Here is a 26,565-nt window from a genome sequence, read left to right on the forward strand (position 1 = left end):
GAGGCCGCATCACTTATCCTGCAGGGATTCCTGCAGCATACACGAGACAAACATGAAAAAATCCCCCATCAACGTGGCCATCCTGATGCTGGCCATGAGCACGCTCATTTCTTCTGTTCCTGCTTCTGCTGCAGACGGAACTGACTTCACGGCCGCGCAGCAGGACCGCATCGGTGAAATCGCCGCCGATTACCTGGTTGCGCATCCGGACGTGCTCATCGAGGTGAGTCAGAAACTGCAGGCCCGTCAGGCGCAGAAGCGTAATCAGGCTTATGTGCAGGCAGCAGTAGCATCGCATCGCCTGCTGATGCAGCTCGATGGCGTGCCGGTAAAAGGACCGGCCAATTCTGCGGTGATTGTGACGGAATTTTTCGACTATGAGTGTATCGCCTGCAGCGCGATGGCACCGGTCATGGAGAAAGTGATGGAAGCCAGCCCGGACGTGCGGTTTGTCTTCCGGGACTGGACGATTTTTGCCTCACGTTATGCGGAGTCAACACAGGCTTCGCGACGCGGACTGGCTATTTTCCGCAAACAGAGCGCAGAGGCGTATATGGCGTATCACAACGGGATTTACCGTACCGGTCATAATGAGGGCCACCTGACGGCACAGGATATTGAGTCAGTGGCGTCTGCGGCCGGGGCCGGGCCGGAAGATGTGAACAGTTACGCTCAGTCCGATACGCTCATCAAAAGCAATGATGAACTGGCCGGTGTGCTGGGACTGACCGGAACGCCGGGGATCATCGTTATGCCGGCAGAGAATGCCACCCCGGAAAACACCACCGTACTCCCTGGTGTGGTCAGCGAGGCAGTGATGCAGCAGGCCATTGCCAGGGCGAAAGGGAAATAAGAGTATGGCACCGGAGCCAGGCAGTATGCCGGTAATGTGCCGCACTATAAAAAGACACAGCAGGTTATTAATCCGGCCAGCATCCGCCGGAATGATGAAAAAGGAAGAGATATGAGATTCAGAATAGCAGGCGTCGCCACGGTCATGTGGCTGATGACATCAACCGGTGTTGCTCTGGCCACCCCCTCTGTCGATGTTGGTTTTTCACCCGAGGGGAGTGCAGAGCAATTGGTCATCCGGACGCTGGACGACGCGCACGACAGTATCCGCCTGATGGGCTACAGCTTCACATCTCCGGACGTTGTGAAATCACTCGTTGCCGCGAAACGCCGGGGCGTGGACGTCCGGGTCGTGGTGGACGAAAAAGGTAACCTCGGCAAAGCCAGCCAGGCCGCGATGAACGTCGTGGCCAGTGCCGGCATTCCGCTACGGACCAACGGACAGTACAAAATTATGCACGACAAAGTGATCATCACCGACGGGCAGAACGTGGAGCTGGGGTCGTTTAACTACACACGCAGCGCCGCTAACACCAATTCCGAGAATGCACTGGTTGTACGGGATATGCCGTCTCTGGCACAGACTTACCTGGCGCACTGGCAGTCCCGCTGGGATGCCGGTGCCGACTGGCATCCCTCGTACTGATTCATAACACCTGTATCACTCATCTCAACCCGTGAACCCGCGCGCCAACGCGGGTCACAGCGTCGGTAAAGTTAAGTCGCTGATTTCAGATAACTGTAGTATTCTCTGCCAATTGATCCTTTTTTGATCCTGTGGAGGCAGAGATGTCGCAGCCTTTAAATGCAGCCACTACCTCAACAAAGACCAAGCGACCTTATCGTAAAGGAAGCCCTATGTCGGCCTCTGAGAAACAGCAGGCTGCAGTGGCCAGAAAAAAACTTACGCATAAAGAGCTGAAGATTTATCTGCGAAACGCTATTAAAGACAGGCTTGTAGTTGAGTGTGAGAAAGCTGGTCTGACTCAGGCAGAGTATATAGAACGCTTATTACAACAGGCATTTGATGAGCTCGATAAATAGGTAATGGTATTACTTTCTTGTCGTATGCCCGTTGAAGTGATAGATTGCAGATCGTTTATGAATTCTGGCTGGCCACGCCATAAGGTGGCAGGGATCTGGTTCTGATGAGGTGTCTACCCGGAACCAGAAAAGACAAAACCCCGATAATCTTTCCAAATCTTGGCGGATAAGAAGATTAACGGGGTCCTTAGAAACTGCATAGAAGCTGTTGCTCTATGCGGGGAGTATAGTTTTATGCCCGGAAAACTGCAAGACCTTCTGAGCGAGCTCCTTCTGTGCAACATAAGCGCAGGAAGGAATGACTGAGCAGAAACCTGAAAACACCTCATTTTACCGGCAGGTAAAAAACCCGAATCCGGTTTTCACGCCGAGAGAGGGCAAAAAGACCCTGCCGTTCTGCCGTAAGCTGATGGCGAAAGCCGAAGGCTTCACATCGCGTTTTGATTTTACCATGCACGTTGCTTTTGCCCGTTCGCTGGGTATGCGTCACCGTATGCCACCGTTACTGCGCAGGCGCGCCATCGATGCGCTGTTGCAGGGGTTGTCCTTTCACTATGATCCTCTGGCCAACCGCGTCCAGCGCTCCATCACCAATCTGGCCATTGAGTGCGGCCTGGCCACAGAATCGAAAAGTGGCAATCTGTCCATCACCCGCGCCACGCGGGCACTGAAATTTATAGCGGAGCTGGGACTGATTACCTACCAGACCGAATATGATCCGGAGATTGGCTGTAACATCCCGACCGATATCACTTTCACGCCGGCATTCTTCTCTGCGCTAGACGTTTCAGACGTGGCAGTGGCGGCCGCGCGCCGCAGCCGCGTGGAGTGGGAAAATCAGCAACGTGAAAAGCAGCAGCTGCCGCGACTGGAAATGGACGAGCTGATCGCCAGAGCCTGGCGTTACGTACGTGAGCGGTTCCGCAGCTATCAGTCTCAGCGTAAGGAGCATGGCCTTAAGCGTGCCCGTGCCCGCCGGGATGCAGACCGTACCCGCCGGGATATTGAGACTATCGTGAAACGCCAGCTGACGCGTGAGATTGCTGAGGGACGTTTTACCGGTAACCTGGACGCCGTTCGCCGGGAGCAGGCAAGACGCGTCAAAGAACGCATGCTGATGTCCCGGGGCCATAACTACACGCGGCTGGCCACGCTCACCTCCTGACCCCCTTTTTTTTAATATCCGGTTCGCTCCGGAGGATTTCGCACGCCTGTAGCACGGCTCCGCTCACTATATGAACAACGTAGTGCAGGATTTCTTCTGTGCCGCATTCGGGAACGCGGCAGAATGGCCGGAAAAATAACGGCCGGTGTGATTTTCGTCTTCGATTTTCATTTGTTGACATATAACTGCAAGGGAACTTTCCATTAAGCGACAACCGTAATCGTTACAGGGTGCCAGACGATATCGTTTCAGGGTGCGTGGTTCCTTTTAAACCCCTGCTCTGTACTTCTTTTAAATATCTTTATTCTTTCTCATTTAAATACATAACCTGTTCGTCGCCTGCCCTGTGGACAGGCTCAGATAATGCCCGCCCCTGCAGCGAGCTAACGCTCGCGCGGTTCGGAAAAAGACAGGTACCTCCCGTCGCCATGCGACGGGCATAAATCCGTATTTAGTTACAACATACGTCTATTTGTGAGAGCAACAGAAAGTGCAAATCTGAAACTCCTCTGCCTTTCCCACCCTGAAAAGCGCCGCCGCCCCGGGCCGGAGGCCCGGAACAACATCGCTTTTAAGATGGATGATGTAACTAACGATTGGCGTTGCTGTAAGTCTCTTCGCTATAAGTCCTGATGAACACGCTCGTAAGCGCCCCTACGGGCCGCTAACGCGGAGATACGCCCCGTCTTCGGCAAAGCCTCGACGTGACCACTCCGACCGCGTACAGGGGCACCAGAGTCGCTTTAAGCGGATTATGGCTTTGCAGGGCGGAGGGGTTAATAGCGATCATCTATCATGAAGCCGGCTTCGCCGGGTCCTCCGGCGGATTCCAGATCAGTGCCGCATTCAGCATTATTTCCGCCGGCATGTGCCTGCGGCACATTCAGGGTCGCGCTACGCACAGCTCGCGCTCCTGTCTGCCATCCGGGGTCAGTTTGGAGATCGGAAATTTTTGTACGTTAAGAGCATTATTTAACCAATCTTGGTTCGTAAGGGGTTGATTTTGCGTCAGTGGCTATCGCTTTTAAGTTGTCGCTCTTGCAGTATCGCATTTAGGTTATCCGATTAAGGTCAAACCTCTGAAAATGCCGTATAGCGCGGGAGTACACCCTATTGCTATAGGTAAGTCTGTTCAAAAAACAGGCTTACCGTACAATAATTCTCTATATCCAAACTGACCCCATAAAGGTTCTGGCAGTGCCATCTTTCGGGTCAACAAAGGTAATATCTTCAGGATCACGACGAGGGCTGGCCAATGACAGAAATATTACGGGTTCTTCAAGAAGGGTTGGTAATGCATGGACAACATTACGCTCGAAAAAAAGCACGTGGCCGGGGGCAAATTCGGCTTCGTCACGAGGATCTTCCATCCAGAGCGTCCCCATGAATCCCTGAATAACCTGACGCCGGAGGATCACCTGCTGATGGCTGAAAAACCGGAACTCTCAAAAAGTGCGTGGAACTAAAACAGGTGTGCATTACTCCACCTCATGTTGAAGAGACCAGACTGCATCAGAAAATTGCACCATAACTGAGCAAGCCGCATCCCATTGGTGCAAAAGTGTCTCCAAAAATAAATAATCCATTGATTTAACTGTGCTTTAAAAATGGCATGAATTTTTCATGTCGGGTATATGCAAGCAGGGGCAACCCTTAAGCCTTGAATCCATTAAATATCGACAGGTAATGAAGCCTGATTGTCCTAATAAGGACAATCAGGCTTTTTTATTAATGCAGAGAGCAAACATACGTGCAAACTATTGATATTGGAATTTTGCTTTCCACAGAAGGTACCTACAGCCACCTGGCGAACAGCACACTGCTTGGTGCGCGCCATGCCTTAGAGGAAATCAATGCCGATCCTGCTTATCCTTTTCAGCTGCGGGCCCGACATATCAACCCTGCGGGTGAACTCGCAGCCTACAGTGAAGCGGTGAGCACCTTTATCGCTCACGGCATCCGCCATATCTTCGGAACCATTACCTCTGCCAGTCGGAAGGAGATTATCCCGGACCTGGAGCAGCATAACCTGCTGCTGTGGTATGGCTGTCCTTACGAGGGGTTCGAGAGCTGCGAGCAGGTCGTATATCTGGGCGGTTGTCCGAACCAGACTCTGCTGCCACTCCTGCGGCTGGCGCTGGATATGTTCGGAAATCGCTCCTGGCTGATCGGCTCTAACTACGTCTGGGGCTGGGAAAGCAATCGTATCGCCCGTGAGGTAGTGGAAGGTTCCGGCGGTACGGTGGTGGGCGAAAAATATCTGCACCTGAGAAACAGCAACGTGACCGAGTTGATTGAGGCGATTCTCAGCACAGAGGTAGATTTTGTGCTCAATAACCTGGTAGGCGAAACCTCTTATGCGTTTCTGCGCGCACTGGACGAGGCCTGTCTTCGCGATCGGCGGACGTTAGCGGTGCTCAGCTGTAATTTTACCGAAGCCGAAGTCGCCGAAGTCGCGCCACTAAGGGCGGTACGTTTGCTTTCCTGCGGACCGTTTTTTGAGAGCGTCGATCTCGATTTTTGTGCGCGGCAGCACCTGCAACATGGCGCACAGCGCATCTCCCACTACTATATCGGCGGCTGGCGGGCAGTAAGGCTGTTTGCCAATAGCCTGCGCGAGGCCGGAAACAGCGAGCCGGGTGCGGTGCTGGCGGCACTGCATCGTCAGCACGACGTTGATTCTCCGGGCGCTCGCTCAGTAATGGCTCGAAACAACCACGCCTGTTTGCCCTGCTACATCGCTGAGTTGCAACAAACTTGCTTTCAGATACTGCATCGCGAACCGCTGCCGGTTATGCCCGATCCCTATCTCTCCGCGACCGAGCTACGTGAAAGCCGAACGGTTGCAGCCAGACCTGCTCTGAGGATTGTTAAATGAAAACGCTGCTGTCCCCGGATTTAGATGCTCAGCCGCTCCTGCTGGTAGACTGTGAAGCAAGGAGTCGCGAAGCGCTGGAAAAAAACCTGACGCGGATGGGTATCCGCTGGCATCACCTGACCGGAGATGAGGCTTTACCTCCTCTCACCCCCTGTGCAGTACTGGTGGAACTGGAGGCATTCGCCAGCCCGCTAACCCTGAGCCAGATCAATCTGGCGGGAATACCGGTGATCGCGCTGACCTCACATGAGGGACTTTACCAGGTACAGCGCGCGCTGGAGTTAGGGGCAACAGCGCTCCTTACCAAGCCTATTACACAGCGAGCCATCTATACCACCCTGATGATGGCAGTGGGGCTGCGTCAGCAGTTGCATGACATTCAACAGCAACAGATGCTACTGCGCCAGCGTCTGGCAGCAATGCCGCAGATTACCCAAGCTCTGGCGGCCCAGATGCAAGCGGAAAGTATTGATGAACAACAGGCATGGGTTCGCCTGCGCTCGGAATCAATGTGTACGAACCAGTCGGTGGCACAGGTGGCGCAGAAGTGGCTGCTACGAATGTCGTCCGGCAAGCGGGGAGCACAATGAATAGAGTCGGATATTTTCTGCGCCGGCCAGCCCTGCTGCTCTCGCTGCTGTTTATTCTCCTGGTGGTGATGAGCGCGCTGTTTGCCCCCTGGCTCACCCCCTTCGATCCCGATGAACAGTTTGTCGAGGGACTGAGCCTGGAAGGCGCACCGCTTTCTCCCAACAGCACTTACTGGCTGGGAACCGATCTGCTGGGACGCGATCTCTTCTCGCGTTTAATTTACGGAGCTCGTACTTCGTTACTCATCGGTGTTGTCGCCAACGGCACTGCAGTACTGATCGGCGTCCTGGTAGGGCTTAGCGCAGGTTATCTGCAGGGGCGTATCGGAGGGCTGCTGATGCGCTTTACCGATCTGATGATGGCGTTTCCCGCACTGCTGCTGGCGATTGCCCTGGCGGCGATTTTCCAGCCAAGTGTCTGGATCGTCTCCCTGGTGATCGCCATGGTGAACTGGGTGCAGATCGCCAGGGTTATCTACGCCGAAACTAGCGCGCTTAGCGCCCGCGACTTTATCGCCGTGGAACGCACCCTGGGGGCCGGAACGTTGCGTATTCTCGGCGTGCATTTAATTCCACATCTGGCGCCAACGGTGCTGGTCTGGGCCACACTAGGCATCTCCACCACAGTCCTGCTGGAAGCTACTCTATCGTTCCTCGGGGTGGGGGTACAGCCGCCAACGCCGAGTTGGGGCAACATCATCTTTGAAAGCCAGAGCTATTTTACTTCGGCTCCCTGGCTGGTGTTCTTTCCCGGCGCGGCGATTGTGCTGCTGTCGCTCTCTTTCAATATCGCTGGTGACGCCCTGCGCGACGCCCTCGATCCCGGCTTAAAAGGACGAAACTAATGCTATTTCTGGGAAAACGTCTGTTGCATGCCGGGCTGATCCTGCTTGGCGTTACGTTGATCTGCTATTTGCTGCTGTTTATGTTGCCCGCCGATCCAGCGCGCCAAATCGCCGGGCGCAGTGCCACGCCGGAAGTAGTCGAAAACATCCGCCATCAGTTGGGGTTGGATCTGCCGTTTTATCAGCAATATTGGCGTTATCTGCAGGGGCTGCTGCACGGCGATCTGGGACGCTCGTTTATTCAGCGCAGCGAAGTGAGTGAACTGGTTTCCGCCCGTATCGGGCCGTCACTGCAGCTGATGGCGGCGGGTATTCTCTGCGAGTTGGTACTGGGGATCGCCCTCGGCACCCTGGCGGCGTTAAAACGCGGCGGGCTGGCGGACCGGCTTCTGATGGCGCTCTCCTTTATCGGTGTTTCGGCGCCGCAGTTCATCGCCGCGATGCTTTTTCTCTATCTTTTCGCCGTGGTACTCAACTGGTTCCCGATGGGAGGCTATGGCGGCTTCAGCCATCTGGCGCTACCGGCGCTAACCCTCGGCCTGCTCGGCAGCGGCTGGTATTCACGCATGTTGCGCTCGTCGATGATTGAGGTGCTGCATCAGGATTTTATCCGTACCGCGCGGGCCAAAGGGCTGGGCCGAACCCGCGTACTGCTGCGTCACGTGCTGCCGAATGCCGTGCTGCCGCTAATTCCGATGATAGGCATTGATATCGGCATTTTTATGGGCGGACTGGTGGTAGTCGAATCGGTCTTTGGCTGGCCGGGTATCGGTCAGCTGGCCTGGCAGGCGATTCAACAGGTGGATATCCCGGTGATTGTCGGGGTAACCACCGTGTCAGCGGTTGCCATTGTTGGCGGCAACCTTATTGCGGATCTGGTGCTGCCGTGGGTCGATCCGCGCATTGATGTCAAAAAGTAGCAGGGGAAGATGATGAAAAATGCGTTATTGACAATGGCGGTGGCCGCGGCCTGTTTCTCTTATGGCGCGCAGGCTGACGAGAAGACCGGCGGCGATATCGTGGTGACCTACCAGAACGACGTGGCGACCCTCGATCCGGCCATTGGCTATGACTGGCAAAACTGGTCGATGATCAAAAGCCTGTTCGACGGCCTGATGGACTATCGTCCCGGCACCACCGAGTTGGTGAACGACCTGGCGGAGAGCTACGCCATTTCCGAGGACGGCAAGGTCTACACCTTTGTGCTACGCAAAGGGGTGAAATTCCACAACGGCCGCGAGGTCACGGCGGCGGACGTGAAATATTCTCTGGAACGCACAGTCAACCCGAAAACCCAAAGTCCGGGCGCCGGGTTCTTCAGTCCCATCGCGGGCTATGACGAGGAGGCCAGCGGTAAAAGCACGACCCTGAGCGGTATCGAGGTCGTCGACGATCATACGGTAAAAATCACTCTGAAAGAGCCCAACGCCACCTTCCTGCATGTGCTGGCGCTGAACTTTGCCTCGGTGGTTCCCCGTGAGGAGGTGGAGAAATGGGGCGCCGACTTCGGCAAGCATCCGGTCGGCAGCGGCGCGTTTGAGCTCCAGGAGTGGAAGCTGGGCCAGGAGCTGATCTTCCGCAAAAACCCGAACTACTTTAAAGCCGGCGTGCCGCGGCTGGATCACATAAAGTTCGAAATGGGACAGGATCCCTCGGTCGCTCTGCTGCGGCTGGAAAAAGGCGAAGTGGATATTGCCGGCGACGGCGTACCGCCCGCACAGTTTCTGTCGTTTAAAAACAACCCGGCCTATAAGGGCCTGATGGTCACCGGCGACCAGTTGCAGACCGGCTACGTGACGATGAAAACCACGCTGCCGCCTTTCGATAATCTCAAAGTCCGCCAGGCGGTGAACATGGCGGTCAACAAAGATCGCATCATGCGCATCATTAATGGACGCGCGGCGCCGGCCAACCAGCCACTGCCACCCGCCATGCCCGGTTATGACAAGGCATATCAGGGTTTCAGCTACGACCCGGCAAAAGCGAAGCAACTGCTCAGCGAAGCGGGTTTCCCCAACGGTTTTGCTACCGAACTGTACGTGATGAATACCGATCCGCAGCCGCGTATCGCCCAGTCTATCCAGCAGGATCTGGCCAAAGTGGGCATCCACGCCAGCATCAAATCCCTGGCGCAGGCGAATGTGATTGCGGCGGGCGGCTCCGCCAGCCAAGCGCCGATGGTCTGGTCCGGCGGCATGGCGTGGATCGCCGATTTCCCGGATCCCTCCAACTTCTATGGCCCGATCCTCGGCTGCGCCGGGGCGGTAGAGGGCGGCTGGAACTGGGCGCGCTACTGCAACAAAGCGCTGGACGCGCAGGCGGCCGCGGCGGACAGCATGGTGAAACCCGACCAGCAGGACGCGCGCATTGAAGCCTGGCGCAAAATCTTCATCACTGCAATGGATGACGCGCCCTGGGTGCCGGTATTCAACGAGAAGCGCTACACCGTACATTCCGCACGCATGGGGGGCGAGGACGCGCTGTATGTCGATCCAGTGCATGTACCAGTCAACTACGACTATATCGGACTGAAATAATTTGATGGCGCCGGGACGGCGCCGCTGCTTAAAGGAGAGTCAGGATGTGCCAAAATTGTCTGGTGAAGACCATTCATCATGCTCAACATCATTTCGGCTGGGATAACAGCCTGAGCCCGGTCCTGCACGTAGCTTCCGGCAGCCAACTGGAGTTTCACTGCCTGGATGCGGCTAACGGCTGGTTCAACGCCGGTTCTACCGCAGCGGATATCCCAACGCTGCCGTTTGATAAGCTCAACCCGGTCAGTGGCCCGGTCTATGTGGAAGGCGCTCAGCCGGGCGATGCGCTAAAGGTGACGCTGGAATCCTTTCGTCCCAGCGGCTTTGGCTGGACTGCGAATATCCCGGGCTTCGGCCTGCTGGCCGATCAGTTTTCTGATCCGGCGCTGACGCTGTGGCAATATGACCGCCAGGGCTTAACCCCCTGCGCCTTTGGCCGATATGGCCGCGTACCGCTGAAACCCTTCGCCGGTACCCTCGGCGTCGCTCCCGCCGCCGCGGGCCATCATTCGGTGGTGCCGCCGCGCCGCGTGGGCGGCAATCTGGATATTCGCGATCTGGCCGCTGGCTGCACATTATGGCTACCGGTGGAAGTAGAAGGCGCGTTGTTTTCTATTGGTGACACCCACGCCGCGCAGGGCGATGGTGAAGTCTGCGGCACGGCGATTGAAAGCGCGATGGACGTGGTGGTGAAGCTGGAAGTGGTTAAAGATATGCCGCTGAAAACGCCGCGTTTCGCCACCCCTGGCCCAGTGACCCAACATCTGGATCGGCACGGCTACAGCGCCTTCACCGGCATTGGCCCTGACCTGATGACCGCCGCCCGCGACGCGGTAAGCTATACCATCGATGCGCTGTGCCGCGAACAAGGGATGTCGGCGGAAGAGGCCTATATGCTCTGCTCCGTGTGCGGCGATCTGCGCATCAGCGAAATCGTCGATCGGCCTAACTGGGTGGTGTCGTTCTATTTTCCCAACAGCGTGTTTAATTAGGAGCGTTATGTCAGCAGTCCTATTTCCGGCGCCGCTGCTCTCGGTCGAGCGCCTGTCGATCCAGTTTGGTACACAGCGGGTGGTGGATGACGTCAGCTTTGCGCTCTGGCCGGGAAAAACTCTGTGCATTGCCGGCGAGTCGGGCAGCGGTAAATCGCTGACTTCGCTGGCGATCATGGGTTTGCTTCCGGAGGAGGCACAGATTCCAGGCGGCGCGATTATTTTTGATAACCAGGATTTGCTCAGCCTGCCGGAGCGGCAAATGCAGCTGCTGCGCGGCAAGTCGGTTGCCATGATTTTTCAGGAACCGATGACCTCGCTCAATCCGCTGATGACGGTGGGCCAGCAGCTGGAAGAGACGCTGCAACGCCACGAAGTGCTGGGCCGCCGTGAACGGCGCAGCCGGGTCAGCACGATGCTGGACGCGGTCAAAATCAGTCATGTGGAGAAGCGCCTGCAACAGTATCCGCACGAGCTTTCCGGCGGTATGCGCCAGCGGGTGATGATCGCCATGGCAATGCTGTGCCAGCCACAGGTGCTGATTGCCGATGAGCCGACCACGGCCCTCGACGTCACTATTCAGGCGCAGATCCTCGAGTTGATGCGCGAACTGCAGCAGGCGTTTTCCACCAGCCTGCTGTTGATCACCCACGATATGGGAGTGGTGGCAGAAATGGCCGATGATGTGCTGGTCATGAGTCACGGCAAAATCATGGAGCAGGCTCCGGCAAAAACGCTGTTTACCTCGCCGCAGGCGGCTTATACCCGCCAGCTGTTGCAGGCGGTACCGGTGCTGGGCCAGGCGCCCGCGCTGGCGCCGGTCGAGGCGACGCGACCGTTGCTCAGCGTCCGCGACCTCAGCGTGCGCTTTCCGGTGCGCGGCGACGGCCTGCGCGTGCGTCGCGAAGTCCATGCCGTCGATGGCGTCAGCTTCGATCTTTTCCCCGGCGAGACGTTGGGCATCGTCGGTGAAAGCGGCTGCGGTAAATCGACGACGGCAAAAGCGCTGATGAATATGGTGCCATTTAGCGGCAGCGCGCAGCTTAACGGACAGGAGCTGCACGGCCTGAAGGACGAGGCGTTAAGAGCGGTACGCCGCGATTTGCAGATGGTGTTTCAGGATCCCTGGGCGGCGCTCAATCCGCGCAAAACTATTTTCGACCTGGTTGGGGAGCCGCTGCTGATTCATGAGCAGATGCCCGCAGTACAGCGCACGGAGCGGGTGGCGCAGCTATTGCAGCAGGTCGGCCTGCCAGCGGAAGCGATGCGGCGTTATCCGCACCAGTTTTCCGGCGGCCAGCGCCAGCGCATTTGCATTGCCCGCGCGCTGGCGCTGAACCCGAAAGTGATCATCGCCGATGAATCGGTTTCCGCGCTGGATGTTTCAGTACAGGCGCAGGTGCTGACGCTGCTGGAAGATTTGCGTCAGCGCTATCGGCTCAGCTATCTGTTTATTTCCCATGATATGGCGGTGGTGGAGCGCATCTGCCACCGGGTAGCGGTGATGTTTGGCGGCCAGCTCGTGGAGATCGGCCCACGAGATCGAGTGTTGCACCATCCGCAGCATCCTTATACTCAGCACTTGCTCAGCGCCGTTCCTATACCTGACGTTCAGCAAAGACGGCAACCCCGAGCCACCAGCGCAATGCCGATAAGACCAGAACCGATCAAACCCATCGGCTATCAGAGAGTACCGCAGCGCTTTACCGATTTTGGCGACGGGCACCTCGTCGCCTGCTGAACAAAAAAGCATTCAAACCGGCGGATTTCCGCCGGTGGCAACACTGTTGCCACACAACTCGACGAGAGGCCATTAAACTGGAAAAGTTAGCACATAGCAGGACATAGAGCCGGTCTAAAATGCCCTAAATGCAACGTACCGTATCTTTTATTGTTAGACAAAACCGGAGGTAAACATGCTTAAACCGTCTTCTCCCTAGTGGTGTGATCTCACCACGCGGGAATTCAGTAAACTGGATATGGCGAATATCGTCGCCGTACTACCTATTTGCGCCGTAGAACAACACGGAGCTCATCTGCCGGTTCGGGTGTTTGCTGCCATTAATGTGAAGTGGTTTACTGATTTAGTGTATGATGGTGTTTTTGAGGTGCTCCAGTGGCTTCTGTTTCTATCAGCTGTCCCTCCTGTTCAGCTACTGACGGGGTGGTGCGTAACGGCAAAAGCACTGCCGGACATCAGCGCTATCTCTGCTCTCACTGCCGTAAAACATGGCAACTGCAGTTCACTTACACCGCTTCTCAACCCGGTACGCACCAGAAAATCATTGATATGGCCATGAATGGTGTTGGATGCCGGGCAACCGCCCGCATTATGGGCGTTGGCCTCAACACGATTTTACGTCACTTAAAAACTCAGGCCGCAGTCGGTAACCTCGCGCATACAGCCGGGCAGTGACGTCATCGTCTGCGCGGAAATGGACGAACAGTGGGGCTATGTCGGGGCTAAATCGCGCCAGCGCTGGCTGTTTTACGCGTATGACAGGCTCCGGAAGACGGTTTGCGCACGTATTCGGTGAACGCACTATGGCGACGCTGGGGCGTCTTATGAGCCTGCTGTCACCCTTTGACGTGGTGATATGGATGACGGATGGCTGGCCGCTGTATGAATCCCGCCTGAAGGGAAAGCTGCACGTAATCAGCAAGCGATATACGCAGCGAATTGAGCGGCATAACCTGAATCTGAGGCAGCATCTGGCACGGCTGGGACGGAAGTCGCTGTCGCTCTCAAAATCGGTGGAGCTGCATGACAAAGTCATCGGGCATTATCTGAACATAAAACACTATCAATAAGTTGGAGTCATTACCCTTTTTTCAACTTCTGATGGATGCGAGTGATTGAACTCATACATTAATGTTTTCCCACGAAGTCTTTTTTCAGGTAAGCCTTCGCACATATCGGTAAATAGCTTGCCTGCTTTTATTTTTTCTGTCATCGACATGTTCATTTTTAACATTCCGTCCTGATAAGTTGGTCGGATAAGGCGTTCGCGCCATATCCGACATTAATTTCTTAAGCGACTTCATTCACCTTGCGACGCAGCAGGGAAAGTGGGCCGGGGCCGCTAAGCGTGAACACGGAAATTAAGGTGAAGCCCAGCGCCACCAGACCCAGCACCAGGTAAGCGCCCTGGAAACCGATGCTTTCATACATATTGCCCGCCAGAATAGACATAAAAATCATCGCCAGTTGCTTAAAGAAGCAGAAACAGACCAGATAAATCGTCGCTGAAAAACGCACTTCAAACTGGCTGGTAATATATTTAAAGCAGCCCACCAGCAGGAACGGTACTTCAAACATATGCAGCGTTTTCAGAATAACCACTTCCAGTGCTGAGGTAGCGAACGATGAGCCAATAATACGTACTGACATAATAGTGCCAGCCAGCAGCAGGGCGTTTTTCCCACCGATGCGATTAATGATCAGTGGCGCAAAAAACATAATCGAGGCGTTAAGTAATTCGCCCATTGTCGTTACGTAGCCAAATACCCGCGTACCCTGTTCACCGGTAGCAAAGAACGAAGTAAAGAAATTAGCAAACTGTTGGTCAAAAACATCGTAGGTGCAGGAAACGCCAATAACATACAGTGACAAAAACCACAGTTTTGGCTGTCTGAACAGTTCCAGCGCCAGCTTAAGGCTAAATGCCGAATGGTTGGCACCTACCGCATTGGCAACCGTGGCAGAAGAGGGCGCATCCGTTTTGGCGAAAAAGAGTAAAACGGCGAGGATGAATGCACAGCCAGAACCCAGCCAGAAAACAAACTGATTATTGATGGTGAACATGATGCCGACAATCGAGGCACACAGCGCCCAGCCAACACAGCCAAACATCCGCGCGCGACCAAATTCGAAATTACTGCGACGGCTGACTTTCTCGATAAATGCCTCTACTGCTGGCGCACCGGCGTTAAAACAAAAGCCTAGATAAATACCACCAACAATCGATCCTACTAAAATGTTGTATTGTAACAGTGGCCCGAAGATAAAAATAAAGAACGGCGCAAACATCACTAACATGCCGGTAATAATCCACAGCAGGTATTTGCGCAGCCCGAGTTTGTCAGAAAGCAGACCAAACAGCGGTTGGAATAATAGCGAGAACAGAGAAATAACGGCAAAAATAATACCCGTATCACTTTTGCTGATATGGTTGATGTCATGTAGCCAAATCGGGAAAAACGGGAAGTAGGCTCCCATGATAAAAAAGTAAAAGAAAAAGAATAAACCGAACATCCAAAAGTTTGTGTTTTTTAAATAGTACATAATGGATTTCCTTACGCGAAATACGGGCAGACATGGCCTGCCCGGTTATTATTATTTTTGACACCAGAGCAACTGGTAATGGTAGCTACCGGCGCTAAGCTGGAATTCCGCCGACACTGACGGGCTCCAGGAGTCGTCGCCACCAATCCCCATATGGAAACCGTCGATATTCAGCCATGTGCCTTCTTCCGCGTGCAGCAGATGGCGATGGCTGGTTTCCATCAGTTGCTGTTGACTGTAGCGGCTGATGTTGAACTGGAAGTCGCCGCGCCACTGGTGTGGGCCATAATTCAATTCGCGCGTCCCGCAGCGCAGACCGTTTTCGCTCGGGAAGACGTACGGGGTATACATGTCTGACAATGGCAGATCCCAGCGGTCAAAACAGGCCGCAGTAAGGCGGTCGGGATAGTTTTCTTGCGGCCCTAATCCGAGCCAGTTTACCCGCTCTGCTACCTGCGCCAGCTGGCAGGTCAGGCCAATCCGCGCCGGATGTGGCGTATTGCTCGCCACTTCAACATCAACGGTAATCGCCATTTGACCACTTCCATCAATCCGGTAGGTTTTCCGGCTGATAAATAAGGTTTTCCCCTGATGCTGCCACGCGTGGACCGTGGTAATCAGCACCGCGTCGGCAAGTGTATCTGCCGTGCACTGCAACAACGCTGCTTCGGCCTGGTAATGGCCCGCCGCCTTCCAGCGTTCGACCCAGGCGTTAGGGTCAATGCGGGTCGTTTCACTTACGCCAATGTCATTATCCAGCGGTGCACGGGTGAATTGATCGCGCAGCGGCGTCAGCAGTTGTTTTTCATCGCCGATCCACATTTGTGAAAGAAGACCTGACAACCGGTTAAATTGCCAACGCTTATTACCAAGTTCGATGCAAAAATCCGTTTCGCTGGTGGTCAGTTGCGGGATGGCGTGGGGCGCGGAGGGTTGTGTCACGCTGAGGTTTTCCGCCAGACGCCATTGCTGCCAGGCGCTGATGTGCCCGGCTGCTGACCATGTGGTCGCGTTCGGTTGCACTACGTGAACCGTTAGCCAGAGTTGCCCGGTGCTCTCCGGCTGCGGTAGTTCAGGCAGTTCAATCAACTGTTTTCCTTGTGGAGCGACATCCAGAGGCACTTCACCGCTTGTCAGCAGCTTGCCATCCAGCGCCACCATCCAGCGCAGGAGCTCGTTATCGCTATGACGGAACAGGTATTCGCTGGTCACTTCGATGGTTTGCCCGGATAAACGGAACTGGAAAAACTGCTGCTGGTGTTTTGCTTCTGTCAGCGCTGGATGCGGCGTGCGGTCTGCAAAGACCAGACCGTTCATGCAGAACTGGCGATCGTTCGGCGTATCGCCAAAATCACCGCCGTAAGCCGACCACGGGTTGCCGTTTTCATCATATTTAATCAGCGATTGATCGACCCAGTCCCAGACGAAGCCGCCCTGTAAACGGGGGTATTGACGAAACGCCTGCCAGTATTTAGCGAAGCCACCAAGACTGTTACCCATTGCGTGGGCATATTCGCAAAGGATCAGCGGACGCAGTTCTCCAGGCAGCGAAAGCCATTTTTTGATGGACCATTTCGGCACAGCCGGGAAGGGCTGGTCTTCATCCACACGCGCGTACATCGGGCAAATAATATCGGTTGCGGAGGTGTCGGCTCCGCCGCCTTCATACTGTACCGGGCGGGAAGGATCGACAGATTTAATCCAGCGATAGAGCGCATCGTGATTAGCACCGTGGCCTGATTCATTCCCCAGCGACCAGATGATCACACTCGGGTGATTACGATCGCGCTGCACCATTCGCGTTACGCGTTCGCTCATCGCGGGTAGCCAGAGCGGATCATCGGTCAGACGATTCATTGGCACCATGCCGTGGGTTTCAATATTGGCTTCATCCACCACGTACAGGCCGTAGCGGTCGCACAACGTGTACCACAGCGGATGATTCGGATAATGCGAACAGCGCACGGCGTTAAAGTTGTTCTGCTTCATCAGCAGGATATCCTGCACCATCGTCTGCTCATCCATGACCTGACCATGCAGAGGATGATGCTCGTGACGGTTAACACCGCGAATCAACAACGGCTTGCCGTTCAGCAGCAGCAGGCCATTTTCAATCCGCACCTCGCGGAAACCGACATCGCAGGCTTCTGCTTCAATCAGCATGCCGTCGGCGGTGTGCAGTTCAATCACCGCACGGTAGAGATTCGGGATTTCGGCGCTCCACAGCGCCGGGTTTTCGACGTTCAGACGTAGCGTGACGCGATTGGCATAACCGCCACGCTCATCGATAATTTCACCGCCGAAAGGCGCGGTGCCGCTGGCGACCTGTGTTTCACCCTGCCACAAAGAAACCGTCACCCTCAGCTCATCGCGCAGCACGCCGTACATCTGAACTTTTGCCTCCAGTACAGCGCGGCTGAAATCATCATTAAAGTGAGTAACAACATGGAAATCGCTGATTTGTGTGGTCGGTTTGTGCAGCAACGAGACGTCACGGAAAATGCCGCTCATCCGCCACATATCCTGATCTTCCAGATAATTGCCGTTACTCCAGCGCAGCACCATCACCGCGAGGCGGTTTTCTCCGGCGTGTAAAAATGCGCTCAGGTCAAATTCAGACGGCAAACGACTGTCCTGTCCGTAACCGACCCAGCGCCCGTTGCACCACAAATGAAACGCCGAGTTAACACCATCAAAAATAATTCGCGTCTGGCCTTCCTGTAGCCAGCTTTCATCAATATTAAATGTGAGCGAGTAACAACCCGTCGGATTCTCCGTGGGAACATACGGCGGATTGACCGCAATGGGATAGGTCACGTTGGTGTAGATAGGCGCATCGTAACCGTGCATCTGCCAGTTTGAGGGGACGATGACAGTATCGGCGTCAGGAAGATCGCGCTCCAGCCAGCTTTCTGGTACCGCTTCTGGTGCCGGAAACCAGGCAAAGCGCCATTCACCATTCAGGCTGCGCGACTCTTGGGAAGGGCGATCGGTGCGAGCCTCTTCGCTATTACGCCAGCTGGCGAAAGGGGGATGTGCCGCAAGGCGATTAAGTTGGGTAACGCCAGGGTTTTCCCAGTCACGACGTTGTAATACGACGGCCAGTGAATCCGTAATCATTGTCATAGTTGTATCCTGCGTGAATTGTTATCCGCTCACATTTTCGCATAACATACGAGCCGGACACATAGAGTGTAAAGCCTGGGGTGCCTAATGAGTGAGCTGACTCACATTAATTGCGTTGCGCTCACTGCCCGCTTTCAAGTCGGGAAACTTGTCGTGCCAGCTGCATTAAGGAATCTGCCAACGTGCGGGGAGAGGTGGTTTGCGTATTGGGCGGTAGGGTGGTTTTTCTTTTCACCAGTGAGACGGGCAACAGCTGATTGCTCTTCACCGCCTGGCCCTGAGAGAGTTTCAGCAAGCGGTCCACGCTAGTTTTCCCCAGCAGGCGAAAATCCTGTTTGATGGTGGTTAACGGCGGGATATAACACGAGCTGTCTTCGGTATCGTCGTATCCCACTACCGAGATATCCGCACCAACGCGCAGCCCGGACTCGGTAATAGCGCGCATTGCGCCCAGCGCCATCTGATCGTTGGCAACCAGCATCGCAGTGGGAACGATGCCCTCATTCAGCATTTGCATAGTTTGTTGAAAACCGGACATGGCACTCCAGTCGCCTTCCCGTTCCGCTATCGGATGAATTTGATTGCGTGTGAGATATTTATGCCAGTCCGCCAGACGCAGACGCGCCGAGACAGAACTTAATGGACCGGCTAACAACGCGATTTGCTGGTGACCCAATGCGATCAGATGCTCCACGCCCAGTCGCGTACCGTCTTCATGGGAAAAAATAATACTGTTGATGGGAGTCTGGTCAGAGACATCAAGAAATAGGGCCGGAACATTAGCGCAGGCAGCTTCCATAGCAATGGCATCCTCGTCATCCAGCGGATAGTTAATGATCAGACCACTGACGCGTTGCGCGAGAAGGTTATGTACCGCCGCTTTACAGGCTTCGACGCTGCTTCGTTCTACCATCGACACCACCACGCTGGCACCCAGTTGATCGGCGCGAGATTTAATCGCCGCGACAATTTGCGACGGCGCGTGCAGGGCCAGACTGGAGGTAGCAACGCCAATCAGCAACGACTGTTTGCCCGCCAGTTGTTGTGCCACGCGGTTGGGAATGTAGTTCAGCTGCGCCATCGCCGCTTCCACCTTTTCCCGCGTTTTCGCAGAGACGTGGCTGGCCTGGTTCACCACGCGGGAAACGGTCTGATAAGAGACACCGGCATACTCTGCGACATCGTATAGCGTTACTGGTTTCACATTTACCACCCTGAATTGACTCTCTTCGGGTGCTATCATGCCATACCACGAAATGTTTTGCGCCATTCGGAGGGGGCACGCCGAAGTGAGATTCAAAATGCCGACGTCAGTTCACTGGTGGGTAATGATACCAACGTGTTGATTTCGTATTTTCACTGACACCAGGATCATCCTGATGTTACAAGGATTGAATGACTACAGATTAAAATAGTCATCAACAGGTTGACAGCATTACCGACTGACCTTATCCATAGCGGTAACCTGACCGTTAACGAAATTAACCGGTCAGCCGGATTTCTCATCAACAGTTTTGATTTGCCGGGCATTGGTATATTCATGGGCATCAGCGCCCGCTTTCCGCGTATTTTTCGATTTGCACTGCCGGGGGCACTGGCGGGTATCGCGTTCCGCACACTTTTACATTTATTTATCTGGTGACTGACCTTTTTAAGGAGACAGAATGAAAGCCGTTGGTTTCTGGCAACCCGGGGAAAGTACATCCGTTATTGAAGATTTGTCGCTTCCCCACCCATCCATGCCCAAGGGGCGTGATCTTTTGATCAGAGTCAGGGCGGTCGCGGTTAACCCACGGGACCTGAAAAGCCGGCGAAACATCAGTCCCTCTGCAGGCAATCCGGTAGTTATGGGATACGACGCTTCCGGTGTTGTTGAAGCAACCGGACCAGATGTGACGCTGTTCAGGCCAGGTGACCACGTTTTCTATGCCGGTGTGCTCGATCGCCAGGGAGCCAACGCAGAGTTTCAGCTGGTTGACGAACGCATTACGGGGATAAAGCCGGCAGCACTAAGTTTTGAAGCTGCAGCGTCGGTTCCTCTGACCGGTCTGACAGCCTGGGAAATGTTATTTGATCGTCTGCAGTTGTCAGTGAACGGAGATGCTGATCAGACCCTGTTGATGCTTGGCGGTGCGGGCGGAGTCCCTTGTATGGCTATACAGCTTGCCCGCACTCTGAGTCGGGTGAACATCATCGGGACTGCCTCCCGGCAGGAGAGTGTCAGAGCGGTTCGCGGGTTTGGTGCGCATTATGTCCTGGATCATTCATGTGCGCTTGCGCCACAGGTTGCCAGTATTGCTGGGCTTCCTCCCGTTACCCGGATTTTCTCAACGTACACCACGCCATCTGCCTGGGAAAATATGGCCGAAATTATTGCCCCACAAGGCCGTATCGGACTCATCGACGACCCTGAACCACTGGATCTGCGTTTGATCAAATTTAAGAGCGTTTCTGTTCACTGGGAGGCAATGTTTACCCGCCCCATGCATGCTACTGCGGACATGTCTAAACAGCATGATATTCTTAACAAACTCTCATGCATGCTGGATTCCGGTAAGCTCAAACCTCCGTTGCTGGCAGAGTATGGCAGGCTGAATGCTAAAGCACTTCGCCGGGCTCATGAGGACATGGAAAATAAAAATGTGAACGGGAAAATTGTTTTTTCAGGGTTCTGATGAACAGGCCTGTCAGAGTAAAAAAAGATTCGGGTTCAGCACAATGCTGAATTCTGTCTGGCTATAGAGTAAGAATCGTACCGGAATTGAGCATTTACCCTCAGTACCTGCGGATGAAAAAGCAGTCTGCCCTGACATACTGAACAATCCCTTCTCATAAGATGCCTCTCTTTTGCTGTTTAAAGAGCTGAGCAGTCCGGGCGGAGACTGACCTCGTTCCGCTTTCCAAGCGACCCCCTTGTTGAAAGTGCGACAAAAGAGATAGGGCGAATGACTATACTTCGCTCATAGCTGCCCGTCATGCCAGCTCAAAAAACAGGCTTAACGAATGGAAGGGACTTCCCCTAGATATGCGCCTGATTAACTTTCGTGCAATCATAGGATAAACATTGACCCAGAGGGATTCGTTATGACCATCACCACTGTCGGTATCGATCTTGCTAAAAATGTGTTTGCTGTTCACTGCATTGACCAAAATGGTAAAGCTGTTCTGGTTAAACCCAAGGTGTCGCGTGCAGCACTTTCTGAACTCATCGCAGGTTTACCTCCCTGTGTCATTGGAATGGAAGCCTGCTCGGGTGCCCACTATTGGGCAAGATTATTCAGGCAGTATGGCCATGATGTCCGGTTGATGGCTCCGAAATTTGTCTCACCCTATCGCATGGCGGGTAAGACCGGGAAAAATGATGCAGCTGATGCAATAGCTATTTGTGAGGCAGTGCAGCGGCCGCATATGCGCTTTGTACCAGTCAAAGACGAAAGCCAGCAGGCAATGCAATGCTTACATCGGACAAGACAGGGATTTATCCAGGAAAGAACAGCAACGTATAACCGTCTTCGGGGCCTGATATCTGAATTCGGGGTTATTGCCCCACAAAGCACTGATGCTCTGCGTCATGTTGTTTCTGACCAGAAGGAAACTCTGCCAGTACAGGTTAGGCTGTGCATTGATGATCTATTGACACATGTCACTAATATTGAAGAGAAAATCGCCGAATATGACAGGGTATTATCTCGTGTGGCCAAAACAGATCATCGCAGCCAGCAGTTAATGGAACTGAAAGGTGTTGGGCCCACCACAGCGAGTGCGCTGGTCGCCAGTATTGGCAATGCCCATGATTTTAAGAACGGGCGCCAACTGGCAGCCTGGTTGGGGCTAACGCCATCACAATACAGTAGTGGCGGAAAATCAAAGCTTGGCAGGATAACAAAAGCGGGTGATGCCTATCTGCGAACCCTACTGGTCCAGGGAGCCCGTTCTGTAATGGTAGGGGCAGAGAATAGAACGGACCCGTTTAGCCGTTGGGTCTGCTCGTTGATTGGTAGGCGGGGATACTGGCGTGCTGTCGTTGCAATCGCCGCCAAGAATGCGAGGTTGTGCTGGGCATCATTACATTACGGCGATGACTTCAGACTGTATTCAACAACATGAAAAATTTAACTGAGTAGTAACTGAACTGTAAATTGTTGATGGTAAAGGGTTAGACCCCCGTGAGAAGTATCTGCATATCCTACTGGATATCACTATCCGATTAACGAAGGAGGATCTCACGAGCGTCTTTCATCAGGGTCCGAATCACTAGCGATTCAGCATGACCGTTTATAGTAGCGCAGTCTTATCCCTTGCCTTTCATTGATGAACAGACAGAAATTAAAAACCGGCGTTGACTGTTCGGGGAAGCCCTTATAGTAGGATATTTAATGAGATGGTCACTCCCTCCTTCCCGGTACTATGCTGAGGACAGGCTTTCATTCGGAGAACTATCATGGAAAACATTGCGCTCATTGGTATCGATCTGGGTAAAAACTCTTTCCATATTCATTGCCAGGATCGTCGCGGGAAGGCTGTTTACCGTAAAAAATTTACCCGGCCAAAGTTGATCGAATTTTTGGCGACATGCCCCGCTACAACCATCGCAATGGAAGCCTGTGGCGGTTCTCACTTTATGGCACGCAAGTTGGAAGAGTTGGGGCATTCCCCAAAGCTGATATCACCACAATTTGTCCGCCCGTTCGTTAAAAGCAATAAAAACGACTTTGTCGACGCCGAAGCTATTTGTGAAGCTGCATCGCGTCCGTCTATGCGTTTTGTGCAGCCCAGAACGGAATCTCAGCAGGCAATGCGGGCTCTGCATCGTGTCCGTGAATCCCTGGTTCAGGATAAGGTAAAAACAACCAATCAAATGCATGCTTTTCTGCTGGAATTTGGCATTAGCGTTCCCCGAGGAGCTGCCGTTATTAGCCGACTGAGTACCATTCTTGAGGATAATAGTTTGCCTCTTTACCTCAGCCAGTTATTGCTGAAATTACAACAGCATTATCACTATCTTGTTGAGCAGATTAAAGATTTGGAATCCCAGTTGAAACGAAAGTTGGACGAAGATGAGGTTGGACAGCGCTTGCTGAGCATTCCCTGCGTCGGAACACTGACAGCGAGTACTATTTCAACTGAGATTGGCGACGGGAAGCAGTACGCCAGCAGCCGTGACTTTGCGGCGGCAACAGGGCTTGTACCTCGGCAGTACAGCACGGGAGGTAGGACGACATTGCTGGGAATTAGTAAGCGAGGTAATAAAAAGATCCGAACTTTGTTGGTTCAATGTGCCAGGGTATTCATACAAAAACTGGAACACCAGTCTGGCAAATTGGCCGATTGGGTCAGGGATTTACTGTGCCGGAAAAGCAACTTTGTCGTCACTTGTGCTCTGGCAAACAAGCTGGCCAGAATAGCCTGGGCCCTAACGGCACGACAGCAAACTTATGTAGCATAACGGCAGAAATACACCGGTTTAAAGAATTACTGATCTGGTTTTGCGAATACTGATATTGATGATACTAACGGCCCACCGGCCTGTTGAGGAACCTGTAAAACGGAAAGGCTCATTGAAGCCGTATATTTTCTGGAGGTTCATCAGGCGCGGAACTCATCAAGGCGCGGGAATAAAATCCCATTCAGACGCCGGATAGATTCAAGCAAGCCAACTTGTCGTCAAAATCGGTGTTGCAAAAACGGGAGTGACCATAGATTCGTTTTCCAAGCGGCCCCCTACACTGATGGTCCGACAGGGGGTTTCAGGAAAGGACAATTAGTAATGGTTTTTACATCACGGCCTGGCCCCCTGGTGACCTTCAGGGGGAGTGTCCTCTGTTAGACATCCTCCTAATTCAAGGAGCTTATTTCCTTAGGACTTTAAAGTTGACTCTTCTGACGGCAGGTTTAAGTGACTAATCGAAACCTACTGAAAAATGGTGTTTCGGTGGATCAGATGCGTGCTCTGCTCCTTCAACTCAAAAAAAGTTCGATTTATTCACCAAAGCCTTTTTTGATCTCAAAATATTTAATAAATCACGAAGGTGATTACAGAAATAACAGTTTTCCCGGATGTCCGGGAAAACTGTGGGGTAGAGTCAGGCAATCAGGCAATTAATATGGCGCGAATATCATTCACGTTGGTGAGGGTGGGACCGGTTATCACCAGGTCGCCAATGGAGTGGAAATAACTGTAGCTGTCATGTTCATCCAAATACATGGCGGCATTCAGACCATTCAGTTTCCCGAGTGTCAGTGTGTCCGGTGAGATCATGGCACCGGCTGCATCTTCCGTACCATCGATACCGTCAGTGTCTCCGGCAATCGCCCAGATACCGGCTTCTCCCTGTAAGGCACAGGCCAGACTGAGCAGAAATTCAGTATTACGCCCGCCTTTACCTGCGCGGCCATTGGTCACCGTGACGGTGGTTTCCCCTCCTGACAGCAACACCGCTGGCCCTTTAACGGGATGACCATACTGTTTCACCGATCGGGCAATCCCCGCCATCACGACAGCAACCTGGCGGCTCTCACCTTCGATAGCATCACCGAGGATCAACGGCGTTAAGCCATGTTGCCGCACGGCTGCTGCTGCGGCGGCAAGGGCTAATGCCGGGGTAGCAATCAGTTTAGTTTCAGCATCTCCAGGCTGCGGTTGTCCTTGCTGAGGATGAGTCAGCACATAACGCACCGGCTCTGCGACGGGAATGCCATAGCGTTCCAGCACTTTCAGCGCATCCCCCGGAGTACTGTTATCGGCAACCGTTGGACCTGACGCCACGTCGGTTGGGTTGTCGCCCGGAACATCGCTGATAATCAGAGAAACCAGCCGTGCCGGTTGTGCCAGCAGCGCCAGTTTGCCCCCTTTAACCGCTGACAGATGGCGGCGCACCAGATTCATCTCCCTGATATTGGCCCCGCTGTGCAACAACGCGCGGGTAATCGCCTGCTTATCGGCCAGGGTCAGCCCCGGTGCAGGAAGTGCCATCAGCGCCGAACCACCACCGGAAATCAACGCCAGCACCAGATCATCCGGGGTCAGTCCACGCAACGACTCCACGATCAACATCGCGGCGATTTCGCTCATGGCATCGGACACCGGATGAGCCGCTTCCAGAATACGAATACGACCGGCAGGGACGGCGTGACCATAGCGAGTTACCACGACACCGCTGACATCCACATCCGGCCAGGCCGCGTCTACCGCTGCGGCCATCGCGGCAGAGGCTTTACCCGCGCCAATCACTACACAACGACCTTTCGGTTTTTCAGGTAGTGCCGGGGGTATGACAGGCCCGGGACGGGCACTGTCAACAGCACGCTGAAAGATATTTTGCAGAATCTCTGCGGCCTGTTCATTTCTCATCGTTATGCCGTCTCAGCTACGGTTGCCTTCGAGGTGATAAATTCAACCACGGCGTTGGTCACATCCGCGGTTTTTGCCGTACCGCCGATGTCCGGCGTCAGAAGGCACTGTTGCAAAGTTAGCGATGAGGCAGCCTTTTGTCTTATTCAAAGGCCTTACATTTCAAAAACTCTGCTTACCAGGCGCATTTCGCCCAGGGGATCACCATAATAAAATGCTGAGGCCTGGCCTTTGCGTAGTGCACGCATCACCTCAATACCTTTGATGGTGGCGTAAGCCGTCTTCATGGATTTAAATCCCAGCGTGGCGTTGATTATCCGTTTCAGTTTGCCATGATCGCATTCAATCACGTTGTTCCGGTACTTAATCTGTCGGTGTTCAACGTCAGACGGGCACCGGCCTTCGCGTTTGAGCAGAGCAAGCGCGCGACCATAGGCGGGCGCTTTATCCGTGTTGATGAATCGTGGGATCTGCCACTTCTTCACGTTGTTGAGGATTTTACCCAGAAACCGGTATGCAGCTTTGCTGTTACGACGGGAGGAGAGATAAAAATCGACAGTGCGGCCCCGGCTGTCGACGGCCCGGTACAGATACGCCCAGCGGCCATTGACCTTCACGTAGGTTTCATCCATGTGCCACGGGCAAAGATCGGAAGGGTTACGCCAGTACCAGCGCAGCCGTTTTTCCATTTCAGGCGCATAACGCTGAACCCAGCGGTAAATCGTGGAGTGATCGACATTCACTCCGCGTTCAGCCAGCATCTCCTGCAGCTCACGGTAACTGATGCCGTATTTGCAGTACCAGCGTACGGCCCACAGAATGATGTCACGCTGAAAATGCCGGCCTTTGAATGGGTTCATGTGCAGCTCCATCAGCAAAAGGGGATGATAAGTTTATCAC

The 26,565-nt window shown here is 53.9% G+C and carries 21 protein-coding genes and 5 pseudogenes; 19 read left to right on the top strand and 7 right to left on the bottom strand.

Annotated elements, in window-relative coordinates:
- The first annotated feature begins 52 nt into the window (after window positions 1-52).
- The 15 genes and pseudogenes from MRY16398_RS29960 (at window position 53) to MRY16398_RS30035 (ending at window position 13,714) form a co-directional block, all read left to right on the top strand.
- On the top strand, window positions 53-853 hold the full coding sequence (locus tag MRY16398_RS29960) for a DsbA family protein (protein ID WP_047368781.1): 801 nt from the start codon (window positions 53-55) through the stop codon (window positions 851-853).
- A 111-nt stretch (window positions 854-964) separates the two neighbouring features.
- Complete coding sequence (locus MRY16398_RS29965; protein WP_047368780.1) at window positions 965-1,498, top strand: phospholipase D family nuclease; 534 nt, start codon at window positions 965-967, stop codon at window positions 1,496-1,498.
- Window positions 1,499-1,641: 143 nt separating this feature from the next.
- Window positions 1,642-1,896, top strand: a complete 255-nt coding sequence (repA, locus tag MRY16398_RS29970) for a replication regulatory protein RepA (protein WP_071845811.1) — start codon at window positions 1,642-1,644, stop codon at window positions 1,894-1,896.
- 234 nt (window positions 1,897-2,130) lie between these two features.
- Window positions 2,131-2,202: a RepA leader peptide Tap gene (gene tap, locus MRY16398_RS31360; protein WP_071845819.1), complete on the top strand. Its 72-nt coding sequence runs from the start codon at window positions 2,131-2,133 to the stop codon at window positions 2,200-2,202.
- On the top strand, window positions 2,195-3,061 hold the full coding sequence (gene repA / locus MRY16398_RS29980; RefSeq protein ID WP_047368778.1) for an incFII family plasmid replication initiator RepA: 867 nt from the start codon (window positions 2,195-2,197) through the stop codon (window positions 3,059-3,061). The genes tap and repA (MRY16398_RS29980) overlap by 8 nt, the downstream gene beginning before the upstream one ends.
- Before the next feature lie 1,364 nt (window positions 3,062-4,425).
- Window positions 4,426-4,527: pseudogene (locus MRY16398_RS31120) on the top strand (integrase); the annotation flags it as partial.
- Window positions 4,528-4,811: 284 nt separating this feature from the next.
- Window positions 4,812-5,939: a transporter substrate-binding protein gene (locus MRY16398_RS29995; RefSeq protein ID WP_004118840.1), complete on the top strand. Its 1,128-nt coding sequence runs from the start codon at window positions 4,812-4,814 to the stop codon at window positions 5,937-5,939.
- Entirely contained in the window at window positions 5,936-6,529 is a 594-nt protein-coding gene (locus tag MRY16398_RS30000) for an ANTAR domain-containing response regulator (protein ID WP_004118229.1), read from the top strand. Before MRY16398_RS29995 ends, MRY16398_RS30000 begins: the two co-directional genes overlap by 4 nt.
- Window positions 6,526-7,374, top strand: a complete 849-nt coding sequence (locus MRY16398_RS30005; RefSeq protein WP_004118228.1) for an ABC transporter permease — start codon at window positions 6,526-6,528, stop codon at window positions 7,372-7,374. The genes MRY16398_RS30000 and MRY16398_RS30005 overlap by 4 nt, the downstream gene beginning before the upstream one ends.
- Entirely contained in the window at window positions 7,374-8,294 is a 921-nt protein-coding gene (locus MRY16398_RS30010) for an ABC transporter permease (protein WP_004118227.1), read from the top strand. Before MRY16398_RS30005 ends, MRY16398_RS30010 begins: the two co-directional genes overlap by 1 nt.
- Window positions 8,295-8,306: 12 nt before the next feature.
- Window positions 8,307-9,911 (top strand): ABC transporter substrate-binding protein, encoded by a 1,605-nt coding sequence (locus MRY16398_RS30015; protein ID WP_024196104.1) that lies wholly within the window; start codon window positions 8,307-8,309, stop codon window positions 9,909-9,911.
- 44 nt (window positions 9,912-9,955) lie between these two features.
- Window positions 9,956-10,903 carry an acetamidase/formamidase family protein gene (locus MRY16398_RS30020; RefSeq protein WP_004118225.1) on the top strand — a complete coding sequence of 316 codons (948 nt, stop codon included), beginning with the start codon at window positions 9,956-9,958 and terminating at the stop codon, window positions 10,901-10,903.
- Between the two features lie 7 nt (window positions 10,904-10,910).
- A complete protein-coding gene (locus MRY16398_RS30025; RefSeq protein ID WP_004118832.1) occupies window positions 10,911-12,644 on the top strand; it encodes an ABC transporter ATP-binding protein in 1,734 nt (577 codons plus the stop codon).
- Window positions 12,645-12,819: 175 nt separating this feature from the next.
- A pseudogene (locus tag MRY16398_RS31125) lies at window positions 12,820-12,969 on the top strand (creatininase family protein); the annotation flags it as partial.
- A gap of 50 nt (window positions 12,970-13,019) precedes the next feature.
- Window positions 13,020-13,714: pseudogene (locus tag MRY16398_RS30035) on the top strand (IS1-like element IS1A family transposase).
- A gap of 14 nt (window positions 13,715-13,728) precedes the next feature.
- Here MRY16398_RS30035 and MRY16398_RS30040 read toward each other — a convergent pair.
- The 4 genes and pseudogenes from MRY16398_RS30040 to lacI form a co-directional block, all read right to left on the bottom strand.
- Window positions 13,729-13,869: pseudogene (locus tag MRY16398_RS30040) on the bottom strand (maltose acetyltransferase domain-containing protein); the annotation flags it as partial.
- 65 nt (window positions 13,870-13,934) lie between these two features.
- On the bottom strand, window positions 13,935-15,188 hold the full coding sequence (gene lacY / locus MRY16398_RS30045) for a lactose permease (protein WP_044349013.1): 1,254 nt from the start codon (window positions 15,186-15,188) through the stop codon (window positions 13,935-13,937).
- Between the two features lie 51 nt (window positions 15,189-15,239).
- Window positions 15,240-18,314 (bottom strand): beta-galactosidase, encoded by a 3,075-nt coding sequence (gene lacZ, locus MRY16398_RS30050; RefSeq protein WP_044349011.1) that lies wholly within the window; start codon window positions 18,312-18,314, stop codon window positions 15,240-15,242.
- Window positions 18,315-18,435: 121 nt separating this feature from the next.
- The gene (lacI, locus tag MRY16398_RS30055) at window positions 18,436-19,518 is read right to left on the bottom strand and encodes a DNA-binding transcriptional repressor LacI (protein ID WP_047368876.1); all 1,083 of its coding nucleotides are present in this window, start codon (window positions 19,516-19,518) and stop codon (window positions 18,436-18,438) included.
- A 222-nt stretch (window positions 19,519-19,740) separates the two neighbouring features.
- On the opposite strand from lacI, the gene MRY16398_RS31365 reads away from it, so the two are divergent.
- The 4 genes from MRY16398_RS31365 to MRY16398_RS30080 all read left to right on the top strand — a co-directional run bounded on the left by MRY16398_RS31365 (window position 19,741) and on the right by MRY16398_RS30080 (window position 23,760).
- A complete protein-coding gene (locus tag MRY16398_RS31365; RefSeq protein ID WP_032439631.1) occupies window positions 19,741-19,956 on the top strand; it encodes a hypothetical protein in 216 nt (71 codons plus the stop codon).
- 22 nt (window positions 19,957-19,978) lie between these two features.
- Complete coding sequence (locus MRY16398_RS30065; protein WP_047368875.1) at window positions 19,979-20,989, top strand: zinc-binding alcohol dehydrogenase family protein; 1,011 nt, start codon at window positions 19,979-19,981, stop codon at window positions 20,987-20,989.
- Between the two features lie 409 nt (window positions 20,990-21,398).
- Complete coding sequence (locus tag MRY16398_RS30075) at window positions 21,399-22,421, top strand: IS110-like element IS5708 family transposase (protein ID WP_000156884.1); 1,023 nt, start codon at window positions 21,399-21,401, stop codon at window positions 22,419-22,421.
- A 334-nt stretch (window positions 22,422-22,755) separates the two neighbouring features.
- Window positions 22,756-23,760: an IS110-like element IS4321 family transposase gene (locus MRY16398_RS30080; RefSeq protein ID WP_000427623.1), complete on the top strand. Its 1,005-nt coding sequence runs from the start codon at window positions 22,756-22,758 to the stop codon at window positions 23,758-23,760.
- A 645-nt stretch (window positions 23,761-24,405) separates the two neighbouring features.
- Here the strand turns inward: MRY16398_RS30080 and MRY16398_RS30085 are convergent.
- From MRY16398_RS30085 to MRY16398_RS30090, 3 genes and pseudogenes are all read right to left on the bottom strand, one after another.
- Window positions 24,406-25,665 (bottom strand): glycerate kinase type-2 family protein, encoded by a 1,260-nt coding sequence (locus tag MRY16398_RS30085; protein WP_047368874.1) that lies wholly within the window; start codon window positions 25,663-25,665, stop codon window positions 24,406-24,408.
- Between the two features lie 2 nt (window positions 25,666-25,667).
- Window positions 25,668-25,769: pseudogene (locus MRY16398_RS31495) on the bottom strand (hypothetical protein); the annotation flags it as partial.
- 51 nt (window positions 25,770-25,820) lie between these two features.
- A complete protein-coding gene (locus MRY16398_RS30090; protein ID WP_001067858.1) occupies window positions 25,821-26,525 on the bottom strand; it encodes an IS6-like element IS26 family transposase in 705 nt (234 codons plus the stop codon).
- Between the last annotated feature and the right edge of the window lie 40 nt (window positions 26,526-26,565).

Source organism: Phytobacter sp. MRY16-398, from assembly GCF_003925915.1.
In the GTDB taxonomy this organism is placed as follows: domain Bacteria; phylum Pseudomonadota; class Gammaproteobacteria; order Enterobacterales; family Enterobacteriaceae; genus Phytobacter; species Phytobacter diazotrophicus.